General features: G+C 70.2%; 22 protein-coding genes and 1 pseudogene. 10 read left to right on the plus strand and 13 right to left on the minus strand.

What is annotated here, in order from left to right:
- Window positions 1-41: 41 nt before the first annotated feature.
- A complete protein-coding gene (locus tag AC30CM_RS12875; RefSeq protein WP_490117267.1) occupies window positions 42-1,022 on the minus strand; it encodes an ABC transporter substrate-binding protein in 981 nt (326 codons plus the stop codon).
- A 287-nt stretch (window positions 1,023-1,309) separates the two neighbouring features.
- On the opposite strand from AC30CM_RS12875, the gene panD reads away from it, so the two are divergent.
- The gene (panD, locus tag AC30CM_RS12880; RefSeq protein ID WP_490117268.1) at window positions 1,310-1,717 is read left to right on the plus strand and encodes an aspartate 1-decarboxylase; all 408 of its coding nucleotides are present in this window, start codon (window positions 1,310-1,312) and stop codon (window positions 1,715-1,717) included.
- Window positions 1,718-1,743: 26 nt separating this feature from the next.
- Window positions 1,744-3,033: a lysine N(6)-hydroxylase/L-ornithine N(5)-oxygenase family protein gene (locus AC30CM_RS12885; protein WP_490117269.1), complete on the plus strand. Its 1,290-nt coding sequence runs from the start codon at window positions 1,744-1,746 to the stop codon at window positions 3,031-3,033.
- A gap of 15 nt (window positions 3,034-3,048) precedes the next feature.
- Here the strand turns inward: AC30CM_RS12885 and AC30CM_RS12890 are convergent, their stop codons facing one another.
- From AC30CM_RS12890 to AC30CM_RS12900, 3 genes are all read right to left on the minus strand, one after another.
- Complete coding sequence (locus tag AC30CM_RS12890; protein WP_490117291.1) at window positions 3,049-3,885, minus strand: DUF4344 domain-containing metallopeptidase; 837 nt, start codon at window positions 3,883-3,885, stop codon at window positions 3,049-3,051.
- 91 nt (window positions 3,886-3,976) lie between these two features.
- On the minus strand, window positions 3,977-5,443 hold the full coding sequence (locus AC30CM_RS12895; protein WP_490117270.1) for a cytosine permease: 1,467 nt from the start codon (window positions 5,441-5,443) through the stop codon (window positions 3,977-3,979).
- Window positions 5,443-5,607 carry a hypothetical protein gene (locus AC30CM_RS12900; protein ID WP_490117271.1) on the minus strand — a complete coding sequence of 55 codons (165 nt, stop codon included), beginning with the start codon at window positions 5,605-5,607 and terminating at the stop codon, window positions 5,443-5,445. Before AC30CM_RS12900 ends, AC30CM_RS12895 begins: the two co-directional genes overlap by 1 nt.
- A gap of 132 nt (window positions 5,608-5,739) precedes the next feature.
- On the opposite strand from AC30CM_RS12900, the gene AC30CM_RS12905 reads away from it, so the two are divergent.
- The 3 genes from AC30CM_RS12905 to AC30CM_RS12915 are packed head-to-tail and all read left to right on the plus strand — an operon-like array spanning window position 5,740 to window position 10,372.
- Complete coding sequence (locus AC30CM_RS12905; protein WP_490117272.1) at window positions 5,740-7,140, plus strand: flavin monoamine oxidase family protein; 1,401 nt, start codon at window positions 5,740-5,742, stop codon at window positions 7,138-7,140.
- Window positions 7,137-9,209 (plus strand): acetate--CoA ligase family protein, encoded by a 2,073-nt coding sequence (locus AC30CM_RS12910; protein ID WP_490117273.1) that lies wholly within the window; start codon window positions 7,137-7,139, stop codon window positions 9,207-9,209. Before AC30CM_RS12905 ends, AC30CM_RS12910 begins: the two co-directional genes overlap by 4 nt.
- Window positions 9,206-10,372 carry an acyl-CoA dehydrogenase family protein gene (locus AC30CM_RS12915; protein WP_490117274.1) on the plus strand — a complete coding sequence of 389 codons (1,167 nt, stop codon included), beginning with the start codon at window positions 9,206-9,208 and terminating at the stop codon, window positions 10,370-10,372. Before AC30CM_RS12910 ends, AC30CM_RS12915 begins: the two co-directional genes overlap by 4 nt.
- On the opposite strand, the gene AC30CM_RS12920 is transcribed toward AC30CM_RS12915, so the two are convergent.
- Window positions 10,369-10,983 carry a TetR/AcrR family transcriptional regulator gene (locus AC30CM_RS12920; RefSeq protein WP_490117275.1) on the minus strand — a complete coding sequence of 205 codons (615 nt, stop codon included), beginning with the start codon at window positions 10,981-10,983 and terminating at the stop codon, window positions 10,369-10,371. The genes AC30CM_RS12915 and AC30CM_RS12920 overlap by 4 nt on opposite strands.
- Window positions 10,984-11,103: 120 nt before the next feature.
- On the opposite strand from AC30CM_RS12920, the gene aceA reads away from it, so the two are divergent.
- Window positions 11,104-13,398 (plus strand): isocitrate lyase ICL2, encoded by a 2,295-nt coding sequence (gene aceA, locus AC30CM_RS12925; RefSeq protein WP_490117276.1) that lies wholly within the window; start codon window positions 11,104-11,106, stop codon window positions 13,396-13,398.
- A gap of 269 nt (window positions 13,399-13,667) precedes the next feature.
- On the opposite strand, the pseudogene AC30CM_RS12930 reads toward aceA, so the two are convergent.
- The 6 genes and pseudogenes from AC30CM_RS12930 to AC30CM_RS12955 all read right to left on the minus strand — a co-directional run bounded on the left by AC30CM_RS12930 (window position 13,668) and on the right by AC30CM_RS12955 (window position 18,590).
- Window positions 13,668-15,272 (minus strand): annotated as a pseudogene (locus tag AC30CM_RS12930) (HNH endonuclease signature motif containing protein).
- Between the two features lie 149 nt (window positions 15,273-15,421).
- Window positions 15,422-15,664: a hypothetical protein gene (locus AC30CM_RS12935; RefSeq protein WP_490117277.1), complete on the minus strand. Its 243-nt coding sequence runs from the start codon at window positions 15,662-15,664 to the stop codon at window positions 15,422-15,424.
- Between the two features lie 236 nt (window positions 15,665-15,900).
- Window positions 15,901-16,068 (minus strand): hypothetical protein, encoded by a 168-nt coding sequence (locus AC30CM_RS12940; protein WP_490117278.1) that lies wholly within the window; start codon window positions 16,066-16,068, stop codon window positions 15,901-15,903.
- Window positions 16,069-16,304: 236 nt separating this feature from the next.
- Window positions 16,305-16,541 (minus strand): hypothetical protein, encoded by a 237-nt coding sequence (locus AC30CM_RS12945; RefSeq protein WP_490117279.1) that lies wholly within the window; start codon window positions 16,539-16,541, stop codon window positions 16,305-16,307.
- A gap of 349 nt (window positions 16,542-16,890) precedes the next feature.
- Window positions 16,891-17,058, minus strand: coding sequence for a hypothetical protein (locus AC30CM_RS12950; protein ID WP_490117280.1), 168 nt, complete (start codon window positions 17,056-17,058; stop codon window positions 16,891-16,893).
- A gap of 191 nt (window positions 17,059-17,249) precedes the next feature.
- A complete protein-coding gene (locus AC30CM_RS12955) occupies window positions 17,250-18,590 on the minus strand; it encodes an APC family permease (protein ID WP_490117281.1) in 1,341 nt (446 codons plus the stop codon).
- Window positions 18,591-18,706: 116 nt separating this feature from the next.
- Between AC30CM_RS12955 and AC30CM_RS12960 the strand changes: the two genes are divergently transcribed.
- A complete protein-coding gene (locus AC30CM_RS12960; RefSeq protein WP_490117282.1) occupies window positions 18,707-19,153 on the plus strand; it encodes a PPOX class F420-dependent oxidoreductase in 447 nt (148 codons plus the stop codon).
- A complete protein-coding gene (locus AC30CM_RS12965) occupies window positions 19,150-20,502 on the plus strand; it encodes an NAD(P)/FAD-dependent oxidoreductase (protein ID WP_490117283.1) in 1,353 nt (450 codons plus the stop codon). Before AC30CM_RS12960 ends, AC30CM_RS12965 begins: the two co-directional genes overlap by 4 nt.
- Before the next feature lie 72 nt (window positions 20,503-20,574).
- Here AC30CM_RS12965 and AC30CM_RS12970 read toward each other — a convergent pair whose 3' ends face one another.
- The gene (locus AC30CM_RS12970) at window positions 20,575-20,976 is read right to left on the minus strand and encodes a GlcG/HbpS family heme-binding protein (RefSeq protein ID WP_490117284.1); all 402 of its coding nucleotides are present in this window, start codon (window positions 20,974-20,976) and stop codon (window positions 20,575-20,577) included.
- 163 nt (window positions 20,977-21,139) lie between these two features.
- Between AC30CM_RS12970 and AC30CM_RS12975 the strand changes: the two genes are divergently transcribed.
- On the plus strand, window positions 21,140-21,481 hold the full coding sequence (locus AC30CM_RS12975; protein ID WP_490117285.1) for a hypothetical protein: 342 nt from the start codon (window positions 21,140-21,142) through the stop codon (window positions 21,479-21,481).
- 82 nt (window positions 21,482-21,563) lie between these two features.
- Window positions 21,564-21,854, plus strand: coding sequence for a hypothetical protein (locus AC30CM_RS12980; RefSeq protein WP_490117286.1), 291 nt, complete (start codon window positions 21,564-21,566; stop codon window positions 21,852-21,854).
- On the opposite strand, the gene AC30CM_RS12985 is transcribed toward AC30CM_RS12980, so the two are convergent.
- Window positions 21,851-22,225: an NYN domain-containing protein gene (locus AC30CM_RS12985; protein WP_490117292.1), complete on the minus strand. Its 375-nt coding sequence runs from the start codon at window positions 22,223-22,225 to the stop codon at window positions 21,851-21,853. The genes AC30CM_RS12980 and AC30CM_RS12985 overlap by 4 nt on opposite strands.
- Between the last annotated feature and the right edge of the window lie 15 nt (window positions 22,226-22,240).

The following is a 22,240-nucleotide window of genomic DNA, read 5'->3' on the forward strand; positions in this document are numbered from 1 at the left end:
ATTCGGTGGAAGTTGCGGTGAGTGCTTCGGTGGGCCGGGGGTCAGGCGTTGGACAGGTCTGCCACCGGTCGCCCGTTGAGCGCGTTGGCCAGCTGGGGCGTCACGACGTCGAGGGCGTAGAGCATGGAGTCGGGCCCGCTGTAGGTCAGCGCGTCGCTGAGCTTGGAGTCGAACGTCGTGTACAGGGTGCGATCGTCACGGACCACGGCCAGGCGGGCGAACGCCGGCGAGGCCAGCATCTGCTCCTTGGTGGCGCCGTTGACGAAGAGCACGTCGCGGTCGAGCAGGCTCAGCTTCTCCTCGCTGACGTCGCCCGTCACGTCCTGGGTCGTGAACCCCAACGCCGTGAACAGCGCCCGCCGCGGATCCCGTTCCCCGAGCAGGTAGTGGCCACCGCTTTCCGGACCGAAGTCGACCACGAGGGTCTTGCCGTCGAACTCGGGGTTGGCGGTGCGGGCGGCGTCGATGCGCCCCTGCACCTCGTCGACGAGCTTCTGGGCCTCGGCTTCCTTGCCGAGAGCCTTGCCGGTGGTGAGCAATTGGACGTTCCAGGGCGTCTCCTCGTCGGCGTAGTCCGCCGACTGGATGACCGTGGGCGCGATCTGCGAGAGCCGGTCGTAGGTCTTCTGGTCGATGGTCTCGTAGATGGCCAGGATGACGTCGGGTTGCTGCGCGGCGATGGCCTCGAAGTCGATGTCGTCACCACCCCAGGTGGGGATGCCCTTGCCGCCGGTGGCCTGCTGCACCCACGGCAGTTCGTCGTAGTTCTCGGAGAACGATCGCGCGCTCACCGGCACGATGCCCAGTGGCAGCACGAAGTCCTGGTCGGTCCAGCCGACCGTCACGACGCGCTTGGGGTTGGCGGGCACCTTGGTCTCGCCGAACTTGTGCGTGATGGTCACGGTCTCGGCCGCCGGTGCTGCCGTGTCCTGGCCCGAACCGCATGCGGTCAGCAGCCCGGTCGCGAGGACGACCGAGGCCGCCATGACGGCGGCTGTGCGCCACCACCGATTGTGCGCCATGGTGTCGGGTTTCCTTCCGTAGCTTCCAATGATGTCGGTAATTAGCTTAGGCTTGGGTAATACTGTGAGACACCTCAGGTACTGTCAAGCCCGGCCGGACCACCACCGGTCATCTCGAAGCAAGTGCGCACCAATGGTTTTCACAGTGCATTGACAGCGTGGACGGATCGTGACGGGCCAGGATGCGACGTCGCCGATCACGCGTACTGCCGACGTCGGAACGCGGTCGGTTCCCGGCACGGAACATCACGATGCGCCGCCCCCTGGGCGGCGCGAGAGAGGCGAGCATGCAACGCACACTGCTGGGCGGGAAGATCCACCGGGCAACGGTGACCCAGGCCGACCTGCACTACGTGGGGTCGATCACCATCGACGCCGACCTGATGGAGTCGGCGGGCATCGTCGAGGGCGAGCAGGTACACGTCGTCGACGTCACTTCGGGTGCTCGCCTGGTCACCTACGCCATCACCGGCGCGGCGGGAACCGGGGTCATCGGCATCAACGGTGCCGCGGCCCACCTGGTGTCGCCGGGAAACCTCGTCATCATCATGTCCTTCCTCGTCGTCGACGAGGCCGAACGAGCGCGGCACACACCGCGTGTGGTCCACGTCGACGCCCACAACCGCATCGTCGCGCTGGGCAGCGACCCCAGCGAGCCCGTCCCGGGTGCGCTCGAGCAGATGGCGGGTGCGTGATGACGATGCGTATCGACCATCGCGCCATGACGGCGTCGACCCATGGCCACGGACCCGTGCTCGACGTCGTCGGCGTCGGCTTCGGGCCGTCGAACCTGGCGCTGGCCATCGCGCTGCGCGAACGCAACGAGGCCACCAACGCGGCCCCGCTGACCGCCGAGTTCATCGAGTGCAAGCCCGAGTTCGGTTGGCACACCGGCATGCTGATCCCGGGCGCCACCATGCAGATCTCGTTCCTCAAGGATCTGGTGACCCAGCGGAATCCGCAGAGCGAGTTCACCTTCCTGAACTACCTCACCGAGCGTGGACGGCTCACCGAGTTCATCAACTACAAGACGTTCTTCCCCACCCGCCTGGAGTTCCACGACTACCTGAGTTGGGCCGCGGCAAAGGTGTCCGCCACGGTCCGGTACGGCTGCCGCGTCACCGACGTGCGCGCCGTCGACGGCGGCGTGTTCGAGGTGGGGTTCACCGGCGCGCGGTCGGGCGTGTTGCGCGCCCGCAACGTCGTGATCGCCGGAGGGCTGTCCCCGCGGTTGCCCGACGGCGTCGAGCCCTCGCCGCGGCAGATGCACAACCACCGCTTCCTCGACGACCTGGAGCGGCTGCCGAGCCGCAGCCACGATCGCTACGTCGTGGTGGGCGCGGGACAGAGCGCCGCCGAGGTGGCCGCCTACCTCCACGATCTCTCGCCGTCCACCGAGGTGCACGGCGTGTTCGCCAAGTACGGCTACAGCCCGGCCGACGACAGCCCGTTCGCCAATCGCGTGTTCGACCCCGACGCCGTCGACGACTTCTACGGCGCCGATCCCGGTGTGCGCCAACGGCTCATCGACTACCACCGCGCCACCAACTACTCCGCCGTCGACCTCCCGCTGATCGAGGACCTCTACGCGCGGGAGTACGCCGAACGGGTCGCGGGCCATCGCCGGCTGTTCCTGCGCGGCGCCTCGAGCATCGTGAACACCGTCGAAGACGCCGACGGCGTCCGCGTGGAGATCCTGCACCATCCCTCCGGTGCCGTCGACCACCTCGACTGCGACGCAGTGGTCTACGCGACGGGGTTCACCCCGGCTCCGCTGGAGGAGATCCTCGGCGAGCTGAGCGCCGAACTGGTCATGGAGACCGGCAGGCCCGCCGTGACGCGGGACTACCGACTGCAGACGGCCAATCCCACCGCGGGAGCGCTCTACGTCCAGGGCAACACCGAGCACACCCACGGCCTGACGTCGTCGCTGCTGTCGAACATCGCGATCCGCAGCGGCGAGATCCTGGAGTCGATCGAGAGCAGTCGGGTGGCCGCGGCGACGGGTTAGGGACCTCGAGAGACCTCAGTCCTTCAGGTGCGGTTCCAGCAGCGTGTACCAGGCGCGGTCGAGTTTGCGCCACTCGTCGTCACACCCGTCGGCCCGGTCCTTGGGCAGCTGGCCGCTGCTGACGAGGTCCGCCTGACCGTCGGGATCGGCGCCGTACAGCCAGCACAGCAGGTTGTACTTGCGGGTGAGGTTCATGGAATGCGAGTCGGCGAAGGCGGTTTCGTCGATCTCGGCGCCGTCCATCTGGCTCCAGGCGTCGTACTCCCGCGCGGCGTCCACCACGGCCTGCACGTTGTCGGGGTCCAGCCGACCGTCGTCGTCGGGTTGCAGCAGCAGGAACGCCGCGAGCTGATCGGCGACGTCCTCCTCGCGCCCGGTGACCGGCAGGTCGTAGACGTCGATGGCCATGTGTCCCATCTCGTGGAAGAACGTCGCCAGTTCGATGTTCTCGGCCGACTTCACCGGATCCGGGTCGCCGGCCTTGGTGAAGATGTCGAGCGCTCCGGAGGCGTCCTCGTAACAGATGATCATCGACTGGGTCTCCGGTTCCCAGAAGGCGTTCGCCTCGCCGCACTGCTTGCCGTGCAACGGGATGTCCTTGGGCAGCTTCAGCAGGTCGGTGCCGTCGGCGGCGAGATCCTCCAGGACGCGATGGTCCTGCATGAACTGCTTGCCCGCGACGGCATCCGGCGTATCGGCGTCCTCGTAAGTGACGACGAACTGCCCCGTGTCGGCGTCGGCCGAGGCCGCCTCGGTCGAGGTGGCGCTGGGTGCGGTGGTCGCCCCGCACCCCGCCACCCACGCCGTCGTCAGGATGGCGGCCGCGGCCACCACGTTGGGCGTCATGCGCATCGCCACCGAGACATTCCCTCCGCCGAGGCGCCGTATCAGCACGACGCCCCCGCATCATATTGACGGTCGCGATATTTCGGATGCAAATGACTCAGGGTCGTGGCCGATACCCGCCCATGCCCCGCGGACGCACGACGAGCTGCGTCAGCACGTAGTGCACGGCCGCGGCCACCAGGAAGGCGGGCAGCGACGCCGTGGTGTACCGGAAGACCTCGCTCGGTTCATAGGTGACCGGGTTCAACAGCGCGGCGTACGTGCCCGCACCCGCCGCAACGGCCGCGAAAGCCGCGTAGTTCACGCCGTTCCAGTAGCCGTACGCCGACGTGGCGACGGGCGCATAGAGGTCGCGCACGCTGATCCGGCGCCCCCGGAGCAGGAAGTAGTCGGTGAACTGCACGGCGCACAGCGGGGCCAGCACGATCGCTCCCCACGATACGAATCTTCCGTAGTTCTCGTAGACCGTCGCCGGGAAGAACACCAACACCGCTGCCGGGCCCAGGATCACCAGCGCGAGCACCGGGAAGCTCGCCGTACGCAGCGCGGTGCCGCCGCCGCCCTTGAGTGCCACCATCGAGGCGTAGCCCTGCGAGAGGATCGCGGTGATGTTGGCCAGGCACACCACCACCAGGCAGCCCACGCCCAGCACGACACCGGCCAGCGGCACGAACCACTGCGTGGGCTCGTCGAGTTGCAGCGCCAGGGCGGCGAACACGCCGACCACGGCGGCGATCACGGATGCGGCGAAGACGCCGATCCAGTTCGGCCAGAACGCCGCTCGCGGACTCTTCGCCAGCCGCGCCAGATTACCGAGGTTGGGCCACCAGGCGAACCCACCCGCGAGGCTGAGTTCGATGGCGATCATGAAATTGCCGTGGGGGTCGTCGCTCACTCCACCCAGCGGCGTCATCGCCACCAGCTCGCCGTAGGAGTACCGCGAGAACACGATGACGAGCACGACGACCAGGATCGCGACGAGCAGCGGTGCGATGGCCCGGCAGACGGCCTCGACCGACACCGGTCCGCGGCACAGCACGACGAAGGACGTCACGATGGCGACGAGTCCGAGGATGCTCGCGGCGGCCCCGCTCTCCGACCAGCTGGTGCCCAGCGCCTGGTTGGCGACGGTCACCAGCCCGTGCCCGAACATGATGGCCAGCACCGCCGACCAGGCCGCCGCCAGCAGCGTCGAGGCCGCGACCATCACGATGCGGGCACCTCGCTCGCCGAACGTGGACCTGATGCCGACGAACTGCTCGATGCCGTACTTCACCGACGGCAGGCAGGGCGCCAGGGCCACCAGGAAGACGCTGACGCCGTAACCGATGACCAGCGTGGCGATGGCCTGCTCGACCCCCACGTAGTACGCGACGGCCGCGCCCTGCAGGAACGCCCACGTGGCCACCGCGAGGCCGACGTTGACGCCCGAATGCTGCCAGAAGTTCCAGATGCGCTCGTGCCGTAGCAGCGGGAGGTCGGTGAGGGTCGCATCGAAGCCACCCGGCGCCTCCTCGGACGACGGTCCCCCCGACTGCGCGGCGACCCGCTGGACGCGGGCCATCAGTAGGCCCACCAAACCAGGACGACGGTGACGATCACCAAGGTGAGCGCCGTCAACAGCACGTCGCGCAACGCCAGGTCACCACCGAGATGCATTGCCGCATCCGGTGACTCGAGCGCATCGAGACGATGGCGCAGCTGCTCTGCCAACACGTGGTCATCCATCGGTGGCACCTCATTCCTGATCGGCGGGCCAGTTTAGGGAAGTGTGTGGCCGCGATCACGTCTTGTCAACGGTGCGATCGACATCACCAAAAATAGTTGACTGGCGAGCCAGTTATTGTAGTGTCGGTCGCCATGGTGACCCGTGACACGCCGATCCGCGCCCTGCCGCCGCGCACCACCGTCGTGGTGGTCGGCGCCGGCTACGCCGGGCTGTCCACCGCCGTGACGCTGCGCGACCGTGGCGTCGACGTGCAGGTACTGGAGGCGTCGCACCGCCCCGGCGGCCGCGTGCTGTCCGAACGCCTCCCCGACGGCGTCGTCCTCGACCACGGCGGGCAGTGGGTGGGACCGCGGCAGCGCCACTTCCTGGCCGCCATCGAGCGCTTCGGCGGCACCACGTTCCCCACCCACGACACCGGGATGCACCTCGAACTCTGGGACGACGGCGTGGTGCGCCCCTTCCGCGGCTCCGGGCCCGACGGCGGCGCCGGGGTCTCGGCATACGACGCGGCCGTCGACCGAATCGACGCGCTCGCCGCCACGATCGACGTCGAAAACCCCACCGCCCACCTCGATCTCGCCGAATGGGACGGCCAAACCGTACAGTCCTACCTCGCCGCCGTCCCCGACGCCGACGCACGCACCCGGCTGGCCCTGTCGGTGCAGGGCGTCTGGACGGTCGAACCGCGCGACGTGTCACTGTTCCACTTCCTCTACTACGTCGCCGCGGCGGGCGGCTACGAACAGCTGATGGAGACCGTCGGCTGCGCGCAGGAACTCCGGATCGCCGGCGGCGCCCAATCCGTGGCGACCGCCATGGCCGCGCACCTCGGCGACCGCGTCCACGTCGACGCCGCAGCCCGGAACATCGTCCAGACCCCCGAGGGGGTCCGGGTGGTCACCGACCGCGGCACCGTCGAGGCCGCCCACGTCGTCGTCACCGCCTCCCCCGGCGCCGTCACCGGCATCGCCTTCGAGCCGCCGCTACCGCTGTCCCGCAGACGGTGGATCGAGCGCACCGTCATGGGCGACGTCGCCAAGGTGCACGCCGTCTACGACACCCCGTTCTGGCGCGCCGAGGGCCTGTCCGGCCAGGCGACGCTGTACGGGTCCCCCGACGTCGGCGTCGTGTTCGACAACTCCCCCGACGACGCGAGCGCTGGCGTGCTGGTCGCCTTCGTCTACGCCGATCGGCTCCGCCGCTGGCTGCAGCGCACCGAGGCCGACCGTCGCGGCGAGGTGCTGACCACGCTGCAGCGGCTGTTCGGGCCACGCGCCGGCTCGCCGCGGTACTACGCCGAAAAGGTCTGGCCGCACGATCGCTGGGCCTGCGGCGGCTACGCCGCCACCCCGGCACCCGGCGCGTGGTACGCGCACGGAGCACGGGGGTGGCGGACGCCGTCGGGACGCATCCACTGGGCCGGCACCGAAACGGCAACGCAATGGCAGGGTTACGTCGACGGCGCCATCTCGTCCGGCATCCGCGCCGCCGACGAGGTGCTGGCCGCGCTCGACGAATCGACCCCCCGATGACCTCACACCTCACCGGCGATCTGGCGGTCTTCACCGACCCCCGATCCATCGCCGTCGTCGGCGCCTCCGCCGACCCGGCCAAGTGGGGCTACTGGCTGGCCTCGGGTGCCCTGCACGGCAGCCACCGCCGCGACGTGCACCTGGTCAATCGCCGCGCCGACGAGGTACTCGGGCGACCCTGCTGGCCCAGCATCGCCGACCTACCGACCACCCCGGAATTGGTGGCGCTGTGCGTACCCGCCGCACACGTCGACGCCGTCGTCGACGACGGATTGCGCCGCGGCGTGCGCGGTTTCCTCGGCATCACCACCGGCGTCGCCGACGAGGCAGCACTCGCCCGCCGGATCACCGACGGCGGAGCGCGCCTCGTCGGGACCAACAGCCTCGGCATCTACGACGCCGAGACCGAGCTGCGGCTGATGTGGGGTCACATGACACCCGGGCCCATGGCGATCGTGTCGCAGAGCGGCCAACTCGGTTCCGAACTCGCCGAGCTCGGGGCCCGGCACGGTGTCGGCGTCTCCCGCTTCGTCTCCATCGGCAACCAATCCGACGTGCGCGCGCTCGACGTCCTCGCGGGCCTGGCCCGACACGATCGCACCCGTGTGGTCGCCGTCTACCTGGAGAGCTTCACCGACGGCGTCGCCCTCTTCGACGTGCTGGCCCGGTTGCGCGCCGCGGGCAAGCCCACCCTGTTGCTCACGGTGGGCGCCAGCGTGGCGGGCGCGCGGCTGGCCCGCTCGCACACCGGATCCCTCACGGCGCCCACCGACGTCGTCGACGCCGCCTGCCGACGCGCGGGCGTCATCCGGGTCGCCACCCCCGGCGAACTCATCGACGTCGCGCGGACCTGCCTGACGGCACCGGCGCCGCGAGGTCGGCGCGTCGCCGTCGTCGGCGACAGCGGCGGCCAATGCGGCATCGCCGCCGACGTCGCCACCACTCTCGGCGTCGACGTCGTCGCACTCTCCGACGATCTGAGCGCACGCCTCACCGAGGCGCTGCCCGCAGGCGCCGCCACCAGCAACCCCGTCGACCTCGCAGGCGCGGGCGAGCGCGATCTGCGCACCTACGCCGGCGTCACCGAGGTCCTACTGGCGTCGGGCGAGGTCGACGCCGTCGTGCTCACCGGGTATTTCGGCTGCTACGCGCGCGACAACCCCGACATGCACGCACTCGAAGAGGGTGTCGTCGCCGAGCTGGCGCGCTGCGCCCACGCCCACGGCCGTCCCGTCGTCGCCCACAGCATGGGCGCGGCCACGCCGATCGGCGACGCGATGTGGACTGCGGGCGTGCCGGTCTACGACCGGATCGAGGCCGCACTCGCCGGGCTGGCGGGGGCGGCGACACCCGCGGGCACCCCCCGCAGCGTCGACGCGCCATCGGCCGCCGTCCGCGTCCCGCTGCGGCCCGGATACTGGGCCGCCCGCCGGGCGCTCGGCGCCTGCGGCGTCGTCTTTCCCGAGGCCGTGGTCGTGCGCCACGTGCGCGACCTCGCCGCCGCGGCGCACCTGCGGTACCCCGTCGTCCTCAAGGCGGGCTGGCTGGCGCACAAGAGCGAACACGGTGGTGTCGCGACCCACATCGACGGACCCGACGCGCTCGCCGCCGCGTTCGCCGAGATGTCCGGCCGGCTCGGTGCCGGCGACTACGTCGTCGAGAGCCAGGACGTGCGTCCTCACGTCGTCGAGATCCTGGTGGGCGCACGCCGCGACCCGGACCTCGGGCCGATCGTCGTCGTCGGCGCCGGCGGCATCGAGACCGAGGTGCACGCCGACACCCGCGTGGCGATGGCACCCGTCGATGCCGCGGAGGCGGCAGCGATGCTGGCCGAACTACGCTGTGCCCCACTCCTTCGCGGCTGGCGCGGCCGTCCGGCCGTCGACGTCGACGCCGCCGCCCGCGTCGTCGCCGCGGTGTCGCGGCTCATCACTCATCGTGCCGACGTCGACGAGATCGAACTCAACCCCATCCGCGTGGGCCCCGACGGCGCGCTCGCCGTCGACGCCCTGATCTTCACCACCCCCCAGTACCCGACCGCCATTTCCGACCAGCAGGAGACCTCGTGACCACCTCGCACGCCACCCACGTCGACGCCTGGCCGCTGACCGACGAACAGCGCCAGATCGTCACGCTGTGCCATGACTTCGCCGCCAAGGAGATCCGACCCCGCGGACGCGAGGTGGACGAAGCCGACGTCGTGACGCCCGTCGACGTGTTCGCCAAGGCCGCCGACGTCGGCATCACCGACTTCATGATCGCGCAGGAGTACGGCGGCGGCGGCTTCACCGACGTGTTCACCCAGTGCCTGGTCCAGGAAGAGCTGTGCTGGGGGGATCCCGGGATCGGAAACCTGGTGTGCTCCAACGGCTTCTTCTCCGATCCGATCATGGTGCTGGGCACCGAGCAGCAGAAGCGGCAATGGTTGACGCCGCTCACCGGACCGGGCGCACCCATGACGGCCCTGGCGACCACCGAACCGGGGTCCGGTTCGGACGCGGCCTCCATCTCGACCACCGCGACGCGTGTCGCCGACGGCTATCGGCTGTCGGGACAGAAGGCGTGGATCTCGAACGCCGGCGCCGCCCAGTTCTACGTGGTGTTCGCCAAGACCGACCCGACACAGCGCTCGGGCGGCATCTCCGCCTTCCTGATGGACCGCGACACCGCCGGCATGTCGTTCGGCGCGCCCATGCGCAAGATGGGCCAGCGCGCCATCGTGTGCCGCGAGATCTTCTTCGACGACGTCTTCGTGCCCGAGGAGCACCGACTGGGCGGCGAAGGCCAGGGGTTCTACGGGCTGATGGGCACGTTCGACATCTCCCGCGTGGTGCTGGGCGCCGCCGCCGTCGGCGCCGCTCGGGCCGCCTACGAGTACGCGCTGGACTACGCCAGGACGCGAAAGCAGTTCGGCGTCACCATCATCGAGCACCAGGCCGTCGCGTTCCGGCTGGCGGAGATGGCCACCCGCATCGAAGCGGCCCGACTGCTGGTGCACCATGCCGCCCGGGTGATCGACGCAGGCGCACCCGCGCGCGGTCTGGCGGCCATGGCCAAGCTCACGGCCTCCGAGACCGCCATGTTCGTCACGCACGCCGCCGTGCAGACGTTGGGCGGCTGGGGCTACTCGCGCGAATACCCGGTGGAGCAGTGGATGCGCGACGCCAAGCTCGAGGAGATCGAAGAGGGCACGTCGGACATCATGAAGCTGGTGATCTCCCGCAACCTCTAACCACCGCCGGGCTTCGCGGGTAGGGCGATGAAGTCCTTGACGAACGTCTTGATGGTCCGCCGGACGGTGGCCAGATCGACGTCGGCAGACTCGACGACGAGCTGCACCGCCAGACCGTCCAGCATGCCGATGAGCATGTTGGCCAACGTCTTCGGGCGTCCGTGACGCGCGCTGCCCTCGGTCTGTGCCGCCTTGATCACGTCGGCGACCAGCGTGCGCCACTGACCGTAGAGACGGTCGTTGACCTCGCGCAGCGCAGGGTCGCGCGCGGCCTCCGCCCACAGCGCCAGCCACACCTTCCAAGCCCGACAGGACATTTCGTCGACGGGCAGGTAGGAGTCGACCAGGGCCAGCAACAAGTCGATGCTGCTCTTGCCCGACGTCAGCAGCTCCTCACGGCGCTGCAGTGACTCGGTGAGGTTGAACTCGAACGCCGCCGCCAGGACGGCGCGCTTGGACTCGAAGTAGTAGTGCACGGTGCCGGAGCTGACCCCGGCGACCGTGGCCACGTCGTTCAGCCGCAGTTGGGGAACGCCCACCCGGGCGATCACGTCGCACGCCGCGGTGAGAATCTGTCGGCGACGTTCGACCTCCACGCTGGGACGCGGCATGAGCTGGTCCTCTCCTCGCTTGGGCAGCGATCATACGGTGCGGTCGGATCGACCATGCCGGTCGAGGCCCCGGGGCTAAACTCGCGGCATCTGACCCGATGCTCAGCGAGGAGCGTAGCCATGGCCTCAGGAACGGACACGGACGCCGCCGCCCACCAGACCGACTTCGAACGGCAGGTCGCCGACGTCCAGCGGTACTTCGACAGCCCGCGCTTCGAGGGCATCGTGCGGCTCTACAGCGCCCGGCAGGTCGCCGAACAGCGCGGCACCATCGGAACCGATCATCGCGTGGCCCGTGAGGCGGCGACCGAGTTCTATCCGCACCTGCGTGAGCTGTTCGCGAAGAAGAAGAGCATCACCACGTTCGGGCCGTATTCGCCCGGGCAGGCCGTGGTGATGAAACGGATGGGCATCGAAGGCATCTACCTGGGCGGGTGGGCGACGTCGGCCAAGGGATCGATCAGCGAGGATCCGGGCCCGGACCTCGCGAGCTACCCGCTGAGCCAGGTCCCCGACGAGGCCGCCGGCTTGGTGCGGGCCCTGCTCACCGCCGACCGCAACCAGCACTACCTGCGAATGCAGATGACCGAGCAGCAGCGCGCCGCCACGCCCGCGGTGGATTACCGGCCGTTCATCATCGCCGACGCCGACACCGGCCACGGCGGTGATCCACACGTCCGCAACCTCATCCGGCGCTTCGTCGAGGCCGGCGTCCCCGGATACCACATCGAAGATCAGCGGCCCGGCACCAAGAAGTGCGGCCACCAGGGTGGCAAGGTCCTCGTACCGTCCGACGAACAACTCAAGCGGCTCAACACCGCCCGCTTCCAACTCGACGTCATGGGCGTGCCGGGCATCATCGTCGCCCGCACCGACGCCGAGGCGGCCAACCTCATCGACAGCCGTGCCGACGAACGCGACCAGCCGTTCCTGCTGGGAGCGACCAACCTCAAGATCCCGTCCTACAAGGCGTGCTTCCTGGCCATGATGCGCCGGTTCCACGAGCGGGGCGTCACCGAGATCAACGGGCACCTGCTCTACGCACTGCCCGACGGTGAGTACGCCGAGGCGGAGGCGTGGCTGCAACGCCAGGGGCTCATCGACGTCATCGACGGGGCGGCCGCGGAATGGCTCGACGGGCGGGCCGCATCGGTCGACGCCGTGTACGACGAGGTGGAGTCGACGTTCGTCGACGCATGGCAGGTGGATTCGGGGCTGCAAACCTATGCCGAAGCCGTCGCGGAGCTGCTCGAGTTCCGGGCCCGCGAGGGGGACGCCCCCGCGATGAGCGTCGCGCAGTGGCGGACGTTCGCCGAGCGGGCGCCGCTGTACACCGCGCGGGAGAAGGCCAGGGAACTGGGCGTCGACGTGGCGTGGGACTGCGAGCGGGCCAAGACGCCGGAGGGGTACTTCCAGGTGCGCGGCGGCATCCCGTACGCCATCGCCAAGTCGTTGGCGGCCGCGCCGTTCGCCGACATCCTGTGGATGGAGACCAAGACCGCGGATCTCGCCGACGCCAAGGAGTTCGCCGACGCGATCCACGCCGTGTACCCCGATCAGATGCTGGCGTACAACCTGTCGCCGTCGTTCAACTGGGATACCACCGGGATGACCGATGACGAGATGCGGGCGTTCCCGGAAGAACTCGGCAAGATGGGGTTCGTCTTCAACTTCATCACCTACGGCGGCCACCAGGTCGACGGCGTGGCGTGCGAGGAGTTCGCGACGTCGCTGCAGCAGGAGGGCATGCTGGCGCTGGCGCGGCTGCAACGCAAGATGCGGTTGGTCGAATCCCCCTACCGCACACCGCAAACCCTCGTCGGTGGACCGCGCAGCGATGCTGCGCTCGCCGCGTCGTCGGGGCGCACCGCCACCACCAAGGCCATGGGCAAGGGATCGACACAACATCAGCATCTGGTGCAGACCGAGGTGCCGCGCAAACTGCTGGAGGACTGGCTGGCCCTGTGGAGCGAGCACTACCAGCTGGGTGAGCAGCTGCGGGTGCAGCTGCGGCCGCGGCGTGCCGGTTCCGACGTCCTGGAACTCGGGATCTACGGCGACGGCGAGGAGAAGCTGGCCGACGTCGTCGTCGACCCCATCAAGGATCGTCATGGACGCAACATCCTGACGGTGCGCGACCAGAACACCTATGCCGAGAAGCTGCGCAAGAAGCGCCTGATGGACGTCATCCACCTGTGGCTGATCCACCGGTTCAAGCCGGAGATCGTCTACTACGTGACGCCCACCGAGGACAACATCTATCAGACCGAGAAGATTAAGTGTCACGGCATCTTCAGCGACGTGTATCAGGAGGTCGGCGAGATCATCGTGGCCGACGTCAATCAGCCGCGCATCGACGAACTGCTGGCCCCCGACCGCGAGGCGCTGCTGCGGCTGATCCGCAAGGAGGACTGAGCGGGGGCCGCGCGCCTCGGGTTTGGCGCCTGGGTTGGGCGCCTCGGGTCACGGGTCGCGGGCAGCGGGCAGCGGGCAGCGGGTCTCAAGCCTCGGTTCGCAGGCCCTGGTTCAGAAGCCTCGAGCCACGGGCCAACGGTCGCGGGCCAACGGTCGCGGGCCTCGGGTCTTGGGTCAGGCGCCGTGGGTCGCGGGATGCACCTCCAACCCGCTGCAGGCGGGCTGGTGGACGACGACCGCGTCATAGTCGATCTCGAGCGTGCCCGTGACTACACCACCTCGCTTCCGTGTGGCGGTTCGGGCCCGCCGGGGGCGGGTTCGCGGTGCGGGTGGTGTTCTGGCGCCCACGGATCGGCGATGTCGAAGTCGGCAACGACGTCGCGGCCCACGTCCACGTCCACCCGGGCACCCGCGTCGGCCTGCGCGCCCGCCTCGCTCCTTCCGACGGGGGTCTCCCCCGCTGATTCGCCTGCCGCGCAGCCGCTTTCCCCACCACCCGGCGGCGGGTGGAGTCGTTCGGGGTGGTGGTAGGTGTTCACCCGGGTTTGGCCGCGGTCCAGCAGCGGGGGCGGTAGCCATTCGACCTCGTGGCGCTCGTTCATCCGGGTGGTCCACCCGCCGGTCGTGCCGACCAGCCGATTGTCACCGCCACACGCCAGGGCGTTGTCGTTGACGTTGGTGTTCCCGCCATGGGCGAAGTCCTTGACCGCATGGTGCACCTGGCAGCCGTACGCCCCGACGGTGCAGCCGGGTTTGGTGCAGCCCCCGTCGCGGGTGATCAGCGCGAGGCGTTGCACGACGGTGGCGGTGCGGCGGGTCTGGAACAGGTCGAGGACCTTGCCGGTCGCATCGTCGAACAGCGTCAGGAACCCGGTGGTGGTGGATTGGGCGGCCAGCTGCAGCATCTCGCGGCGCGTCAGCACGGTCCCGCCGCCGGTCACCCCGACTCCGGCGCGCGACTCCAGATCGCTCAACGTGGTGCGAATCAGGATCGCCGTCGGAATCCCGTTGAGCCGACCCAGTTCACCCTTGGCCAGGGCCGTGCGGTGGAGGAACGCCAACGCGTCGTGACGGCGCTGGGCCAGGGTGCGGTCATCGGCGTCGATCTGCGCTTGGCTCGGTGTCCCCGACGTACAGGGCTCGTCGTCGGTGGGGTTGCACATCCCGGGGGCCGCGAACTTCGCCAACAGGACTTCCAGGGCGGCCCAGGCGGCGGCGGTCATCACGACCTTCACCGCGACGGTGCCATCGGCTCCCTGCTTCCCGACGGTCATGCCACGGCGACGCGCACCGTCCTTGTCGGTGGGTTCCGGCCCGTCTTGATCGAGGAGGTACAGCGCACGCGTGAGATCGGCGGCCAACTGATGCGGCGCCATCGACATCGCGGCCCGCGCCCACGCGACCTCCAACCCCGACCGCTACATCGGGTCGACGTGGCCGGGGACCTTGGCGACCGCGTCGCGGATCACGGTCACGTGATCGGCGTTGATCACCCCGTGCGCCACCGCGATCGCCGTCGCGGGCAACTTCGGCGGCATCGGCTGCCCGGTCAAGGATCGACGGGGCCCGAGGTCGGCAGCCACCGCGACGCGGCGCTTGGCTTCTCTGGGGTGCAGGTTCAGCCGGGTCTGCAACGCATCGGCAAGACTCTTGGCCCCCAACTGCGATGGCGGGGTATCGGCATCCAGGGAAGTGATCAGGCGGTGTTCGAGCGCGGGGATGCGGCAGCGGTGGGTCTCCAAGTCCGCGAGGAGTTCCACCCGCTCGGCGGCGTCGAGTGATTCGAGGTCGCAGGCGGCCAGCGCATCAACGGCGCCGCGCAACGCTGCCACCGCCTCTGACACCGCCCCCGCCCGCATTCTTCGAACATACATTCGAGGTCTGACATGTCCGCCGTCTCGCTTGCGGGATGGCGTCGATGGCTTCCACGGCCGTGAACGCCGCGGATCCGCGACCCCGGGCAATCGACACGACGCCCCCACCCCCGGGGATGTGGGGTGGGGGCCTCGAGTCCGGGGGGCGCCTACTTCTGGTCGGCACCGGTCAGGTGGGCGATGTAGGCGGGGCCGTGGTTGCCGTGCCAGCCCGGGCCCACCGTCGGCGCGGGGTGGGCGAACGTCTGCGGCGAGTACGAGTAGCCGTGGCCCGAGGGCGCCTCGCCCCCTACCGTGGCGGCGGTGGCGGTACCGGCCAGGCCGAGGGCCGCACCGCCCAGAATGCCGGCGGCGGCGACGGGCAGGGCGATGGTGGCGAGGATCTTGGTCATGACTTCTCCTGGGGGCGAGGGGTTTTGGTCTTCTCTACCGGGGTGTTCCGGCGATGACCCAATACTCCCGCCCACGACGCGCCCGCCATATCGACCGACCGGCCCCACCGGCGGATGAAACCTCGTTCCCCCGATCGGTGGACCCGAACACGCGATGCCCCACATGACGGGCCCCTCGACACGACGACGGGGCATCCACCCCAAGGGTGGATGCCCCGTACGCCGAGGGACTGGGTTCAGCGGCCGTTGCCGAAGGTGGCCTGCGGGGCGGGCACGGTCGCGGTCTGCTGGATGTCGTTGATCCACGTGTGGTGATCGATGCCGGCGCTGGCCGGGGCGGCCAGGCCCAACACCGCGGCGGCGAAACCGGTGGCGATGATGCCGGCGATGGTGGTCTTCGTCATGATCTCTGCTCCCTCTCGATGACCGCGTCCGCGGTGTCCTGCCACGTGTAACCCGCACGTCAACGCACCTATTTCGGATGGCAGTCATTGAGCGGCCCGTGGCAGGAATCGACCTGCCGACTGCCGTCAGGGTGGTGGCCGCGGCGGATCCACGGCCCTGGTGGCGACCACGACGACGAAACCCCCACCCCCGGGGATGTGGGGTGGGGGCCTCGAGGCCGGGGGTCCGGGGGCGCCTACTTCTGGTCGGCACCGGTCAGGTGGGCGATGTAGGCGGGGCCGTGGTTGCCGTGCCAGCCCGGGCCCACCGTCGGCGCGGGGTGGGCGAACGTCTGCGGCGAGTACGAGTAGCCGTGGCCCGAGGGCGCCTCGCCGGTGGCGGCGTTGGCGGCACCGGCCAGGCCCAGGGCCGCACCGCCCAGAATGCCAGCGGCGGCGACGGGCAGGGCGATGGTGGCGAGGATCTTGGTCATGACTTCTCCTGAGAGCGAGCGGTTTTCGAGTGGTCCGGCCGGCGTGTTCCGGCGATGACCCCATACTCCCGCCCACGACGCGCCGGCCATATCGACCGACCGGCCCCACCGGCGGATGAAACCTCGTTCCCCCGATCGGTGGACCCGGACGCGGTTCCGATTGCCGTGAGGGTCGTGATTCGCGCGGAGATCACGACCCTGACGGCAATCGAACGGTCGATGACCCGGATGACGGGCCCCTCGACACGACGACGGGGCACCCACCCCAAGGGTGGATGCCCCGTACGCCGAGGGTCCCGTGTTCCGAGGGTCCCGTGTTCCGAGGGTCCCGTGTGCCGAGGGACTGGGTTCAGCGGCCGTCGCCGAAGGTCGCCTGCGGGGCGGGCACGGTCGCGGTCTGCTGGATGTCGTTGATCCAGGTGTGGTGATCGATGCCCGCGCTGGCCGGGGCGGCCAGGCCCAACACCGCGGCGGCGAAACCGGTGGCGATGATGCCGGCGATGGTGGTCTTCTTCATGATCTCTGCTCCCTCTCGATGACCGCGTCCGCGGTGTCCTGCCACGTGTAACCGCCAGTTCAGGGCCGGCATTTCAGGTGGCAGTCATTGAGCGGTGCGTGGCAGGAATCGAGTGCGACGGCGATCACTCCGACGTACTGCCGGCGATGACCTCCGAGGCGAATCTGGCCCCGAGTCCGCTGGCCCTCTGGTCAACGGGCGGCGCGACGCGACGCCAGGCCCGCGGGCACGTACAGCACCGCGCCGACGGCCAGCAGAACCGCCCCGAACAGCCACACCTTCGCGTCCTGCTGCGTCAGCAGCAGCACGCACGACGCCGCCCCGAGTACCGGCACGACCGTCCACACCCGAAAGTGGTCGTGGGCCACCGCGTCGCGGCGCAAGACCAACGCCGCGACGTTGGTGGACAGGAACACGAACAACAGCAGCAGCACCACGGTCTCGGCGAGCGTGGACAGGTCGCCGACGAGCGTGAGGAGCATCGCCACCGCGGTGGTGGCAAGGATCGCGACCCACGGCGTGCGCCGCCGCGGCAGCACCCGGGCGAGTGCGGCCGGGAGCAGACGGTGTTCGGCCATCCCGTAGGCGAGCCGACTGGCCATGATCATCGTGAGCAACGCGCCGTTGGCCACCGCGACCAGAGCGATGGCGCTGAACGACCAGGGCGGCACCGACACCCCGGACGCCGCCACGACGTCGAGCAGCGGCCCCGACGAATCGACCAGTTCCTCCGGGGGCAACGCGGTCGCGCTGGCCACGCCGACGAGCGCGTACACCACACCGGCGGTGACGAGCGCCCCGAACAGCGCTCGCGGATACACCCGACTCGGATCGCGGATCTCCTCGGCGACGTTCGCCGACGTCTCGAACCCCACGAACGAGTAGTACGCGACGATCGCGCCGCCCAGGATCGCCAGCGCCGGCGACGTCCGCTCGGGGAACTCGACCGCCCGCCCCACGTCACCCCGTCCGCCGGACACCATCACCGCAACCACGACGACGACGATCAGCAGACCGGTCAACTCGATGACCGTCATCACGACGTTGCTCTTCACCGATTCGCTGATGCCCCGCGCGTTCAGGCAGGCGACGAGCGTCAGGAACACGATGGCGGCGGGCACCGGCGGGACGTCGACGAAGGTCGTCAAATAGTCTCCGGCGAACGCCAAGGCCAGCCCCGCCGCGCTGGTGACGCCGGCGGCGAGCATGCAGAACCCGACCAGGAACGAGATCTCCGGCCGCCCGAACGCGCGTTCGGCGAACACCGCGGCACCCCCGGCACGCGGGTACTTCGTGACGAGTTCGGCGTAGGAGCCCGCCGTGAGCAGCGCCAGCACCAACGCCACCAGCAACGGCGCCCACAGCGCCCCGCCGACGTCGCCGGCCAGCACCCCCATCAACGCATACACCCCTGCCCCGAGCACGTCACCCAGGATGAACAGGAACAGCAGCGGGCCGGTGATCTTGCGGTCGAGCCGGTCGGCGGGTTCGGATCCGGCGTCGCCGGCGCGTCGCGTGGCCTCCGACGTCATGTGGTCTCCCCTCTGGTCGAGCCCGCGGGTACCCCGCCTCGGCGCAGGTATGCAGTCACCACCTGGCTCGATGCCGCCGGTAGGGGCGGAGTGCAATAAGTGCAATAGTGGTCGTCGTGCACCCCGATCACCCCGCGGACCGAGCCGACGACGGCGCGCCGACCACGTTGACCACGCGCGTCGGCGCCGAGCAATTCGTTTCGCTAGTCAGCTTCAAGCGCAACGGCGATCCGGTGGCGGCACCGATGTGGGTGGCACCCGACGGCGACCGCCTGGTCATGTGGACCCCCGCCGACGCCTGGAAGGTCAAGCGCATTCGACGCAATCCGCACGTCACCGTCACCCCGTGCAGCCGCATGGGGAAGATCGCACCGGGCGCCCCGGTGCTCCACGGCTCGGCCGAGATCGTCACCGACGCCGCGCGCGTCGAGGACGTGCGTCAGCGGGTGAAACGCAAGTACGGCTTCGCCTTTCGCGTCATCACGCTGGTCGAGGCCATCATCGCCAGAGGGAACAAGGAGCGGGTGGCCGTCGTGATCACCCCGCAGGAAGCCGGATCGTGACGACGGCGGAGCGGCCCCGAGTCCTGATCATCGGCGGTGGGTTCGGCGGCCTGTTCTGCGCTCGGCGCCTGGGCTCGCTCGACGTCGACGTGACGCTGCTCGACAGGGCCGCGTGCCACGTGTTCCAGCCCCTGCTCTACCAGTGCGCGACGGGCACGTTGAGCATCGGCCAGATCTCACGGTCGCTGCGCGAGGAACTCGCCGAGCACCGCAACGTGACGACCCTGCTCGGCGAGGCCATCGAGCTGGACCCCACCGCGCGCCGCGTCATCGCGCGCCGCCCCTGCGAGTCGACGTTCACCCTCGACTACGACTACCTGGTGATCGCCGCCGGCATGCGCCAGTCCTACTTCGGGCGGGACGACTTCGCCCAATGGGCACCGGGGATGAAGACCCTCGACGACGCCCTGAGCATCCGGCGGCGCGTCTTCGGCGCGTTCGAGATCGCCGAAACCCTGCCGCCCGGGCCCGAGCGTGACGGTTGGCTGACGTTCGCCGTCGCGGGCGGCGGCCCGACGGGCGTCGAATTGGCCGGTCAAATCCGCGAACTCGCGACGCGCGCGCTGGCGCACGAGTTCCACAGCATCGAGCCGGAGGAGGCTCGCGTGCTGCTGTTCGACGGCGGCGACCGCGTGCTCAAGAGCTTCGCGCCCGCGCTCGCCGAGGGTGCCGCCGCCACGCTGCGGCGCCTCGGCGTCGAACTGCGGATGGGCGTGCACGTGACCGACGTGCGCAGCGACGGCGTGACGGTGACGCCGAAGTCCGGTGGCCCCGCCGAGGACCACGCGGCGCGCACGGTGTTGTGGACCGCGGGCGTCGAGGCGGTGCCGTTCGCCAGGCACGCCGCGGAGGTGCTCGGTGTCGACGCCGATCACGGTGGCCGCATGGCGGTGGGGCCCGATCTGGCGGTGGCCGGGCACCCGGAGGTCTTCGTCGTCGGCGACCTGGTGGGCCGCGACGGCCTGCCCGGGGTGGCCGAGAACGCGATGCAGGGCGGTCTGCACGTCGCGGCGGTCATCCGGCGCGACCTCGCCGGCAAGTCGCGGCGCGACTATCGGTACCGCGACCTCGGGTCGGCCGCCTACATCAGCCGCGGCCACGCCCTGCTGCAGGCGGGACCGGTCAAACTGAAGGGCGCGATCGGTTGGCTCGCTTGGGGTTTCATCCACATCGCGTTCCTCACCGGGGTGCGCAACCGCGTCAGCACCGTCGCGACGTGGCTGGCGACGATCGCGCGGGCGAACCGGACCGACCGGACGTTCATCCTCGGCTCGTCGGGACGCCCGGAGGAGCCGTACACGTGGTTGCCGCAGGCACCGCGCCAATCCGATCGCGATCAGAGCGCGTAGCGTACGCGGCACCCGGGCAGCAGGGATCGAATCCACGCCGGGCCCAACGAGCGAACCCGACCGCGGGTTCCGTCAGCCGAACGCGGCCATCCCGGCCACCGCGCAGGCCTCGTCGTCGGCCGCGCTGGCACCGCTGACACCCACGCCGCCGACCACCTCCCCGTCGACGCGCACGGGGACGCCGCCGCCGAAGATCACGAAGCGTCCGCCGCCGTTGGCCTGCAGTCCGTACAGTTCGCCGCCGGGTGCCGCCAGGCGGGCCAACTCGGACGTCGCGATGCGGTTGGCCACTGCGGTGTAGGCCTTGTCGACGGCCAACACCGGACCGGCGATCTCGGCACCGTCCATCCTGGCGAAGGCGACGAGGTTTCCGCCTGCGTCGACGACCGCCGCCGACACCGTCACGCCGCGGCGCGCCGCCTCCGCGTGTGCGGCCGCGACGATCCGGAGCGCCGTGGTCACGTCCAGTTGCACCGACCCAACATACGTGACCTGGTGCTCGCCGGTGGGGGCCGCGCACTCTGCCGATGCTGAGCGGATTCATAGCTGGTACTTACTTTGGCTAACGATGATGGATCGTGGATGGGCACCGGACACCCCTCGAGCCGGGACCATCCGAACCTGGAAGGAACCGATGATGAAGGCAAGCAAGGTCATCGCAGGACTGGCCGTCGCAGGAACGCTGACCGCGGGCGCTCTGGGCCTCGGCGCCGGCATCGCGTCGGCCGACCCCGGCCCCGGCCCGGGACCGGTCCCCGCCTGGGGCCCACCACCACCTCCCCCGCCCGGCCCCGGTGGTCCCGGTGGTCCCGGGCCCGGCTGGGGCCCGCCACCACCTCCGCCCGCCTGGGGCGGCCCGGGACCCGCCGGATGGGCGCCGCCACCTCCGCCTCCCCCTGGTGGCGGACCCATCCCCGGCGGCTGGAACGGTGGCTGGGAACCGCAGGGCGGCCTGTGCGTGTGGGTCGTGTGCGTGTGACCGCACGTCCCGTTGGATCCCGTCCCCGCCCCGCCCCGTACCCTGACCGCGGGGCGGGGACGAGAGACCTGGGAGCGTGACGATGGCCGCGAAGCGCGGACTTCTGCTGATGGGATGTGCGGTCGCGGTGGCGTCGGCACCGCTGGCGGTGGCAGCACCCGCCGCGGCGTCGACGTGCCCCAACGGCACCTCACCCACCCGGTGGGAGGGGGTCTGCGCCCAGGCGGGCTCCAGCGCGCCCGCGTTCTTGCCGCCGGGCTCCACCGCCCCGGGACCGGTGCAGGTGACGCCCGGCGACGTGCCGTCCGTCGGTGGCGTGCCCTGCACGCCCGAGCACTACGGCACCTGCCTGGCGATGCAGCAGAACGGCTAGCTGCGGTCCAGCAGATCGCGAAAGCCGCCCGCCGGCCGCACCGCCGCACCCAGCAGGCGCACCCGACGGGCCAGCTCGCCGTCCGACGTCACCACGACGACCTCGGCGGGGTCGGCCGCCGCGCCCACCAATCGCACGATCTCGTCGTCGGCGGAGTTCGGCGCCGCCGCAGGCGCCCACGCCACGTCGACGACGCCACCGTCGAGTGGGGTGAGCGGCGGCCGCTCCAACACCACGGTCACGGGCTCGCCGTGCTCCGAGGCCCACCGCGCGATCTGCTCGAGCAACCGGGCCGTGGCGCGTCCGCGATCGCGCCACCAGCCGTCCGGGCGTGACCCGACGACGTTCATGGCGTCCACGATCCAGCGCACCCCCCCCCCCCCCCC

The sequence above is a fragment of the Mycobacterium sp. DHQP2018-32-09 genome, assembly GCF_058148405.1.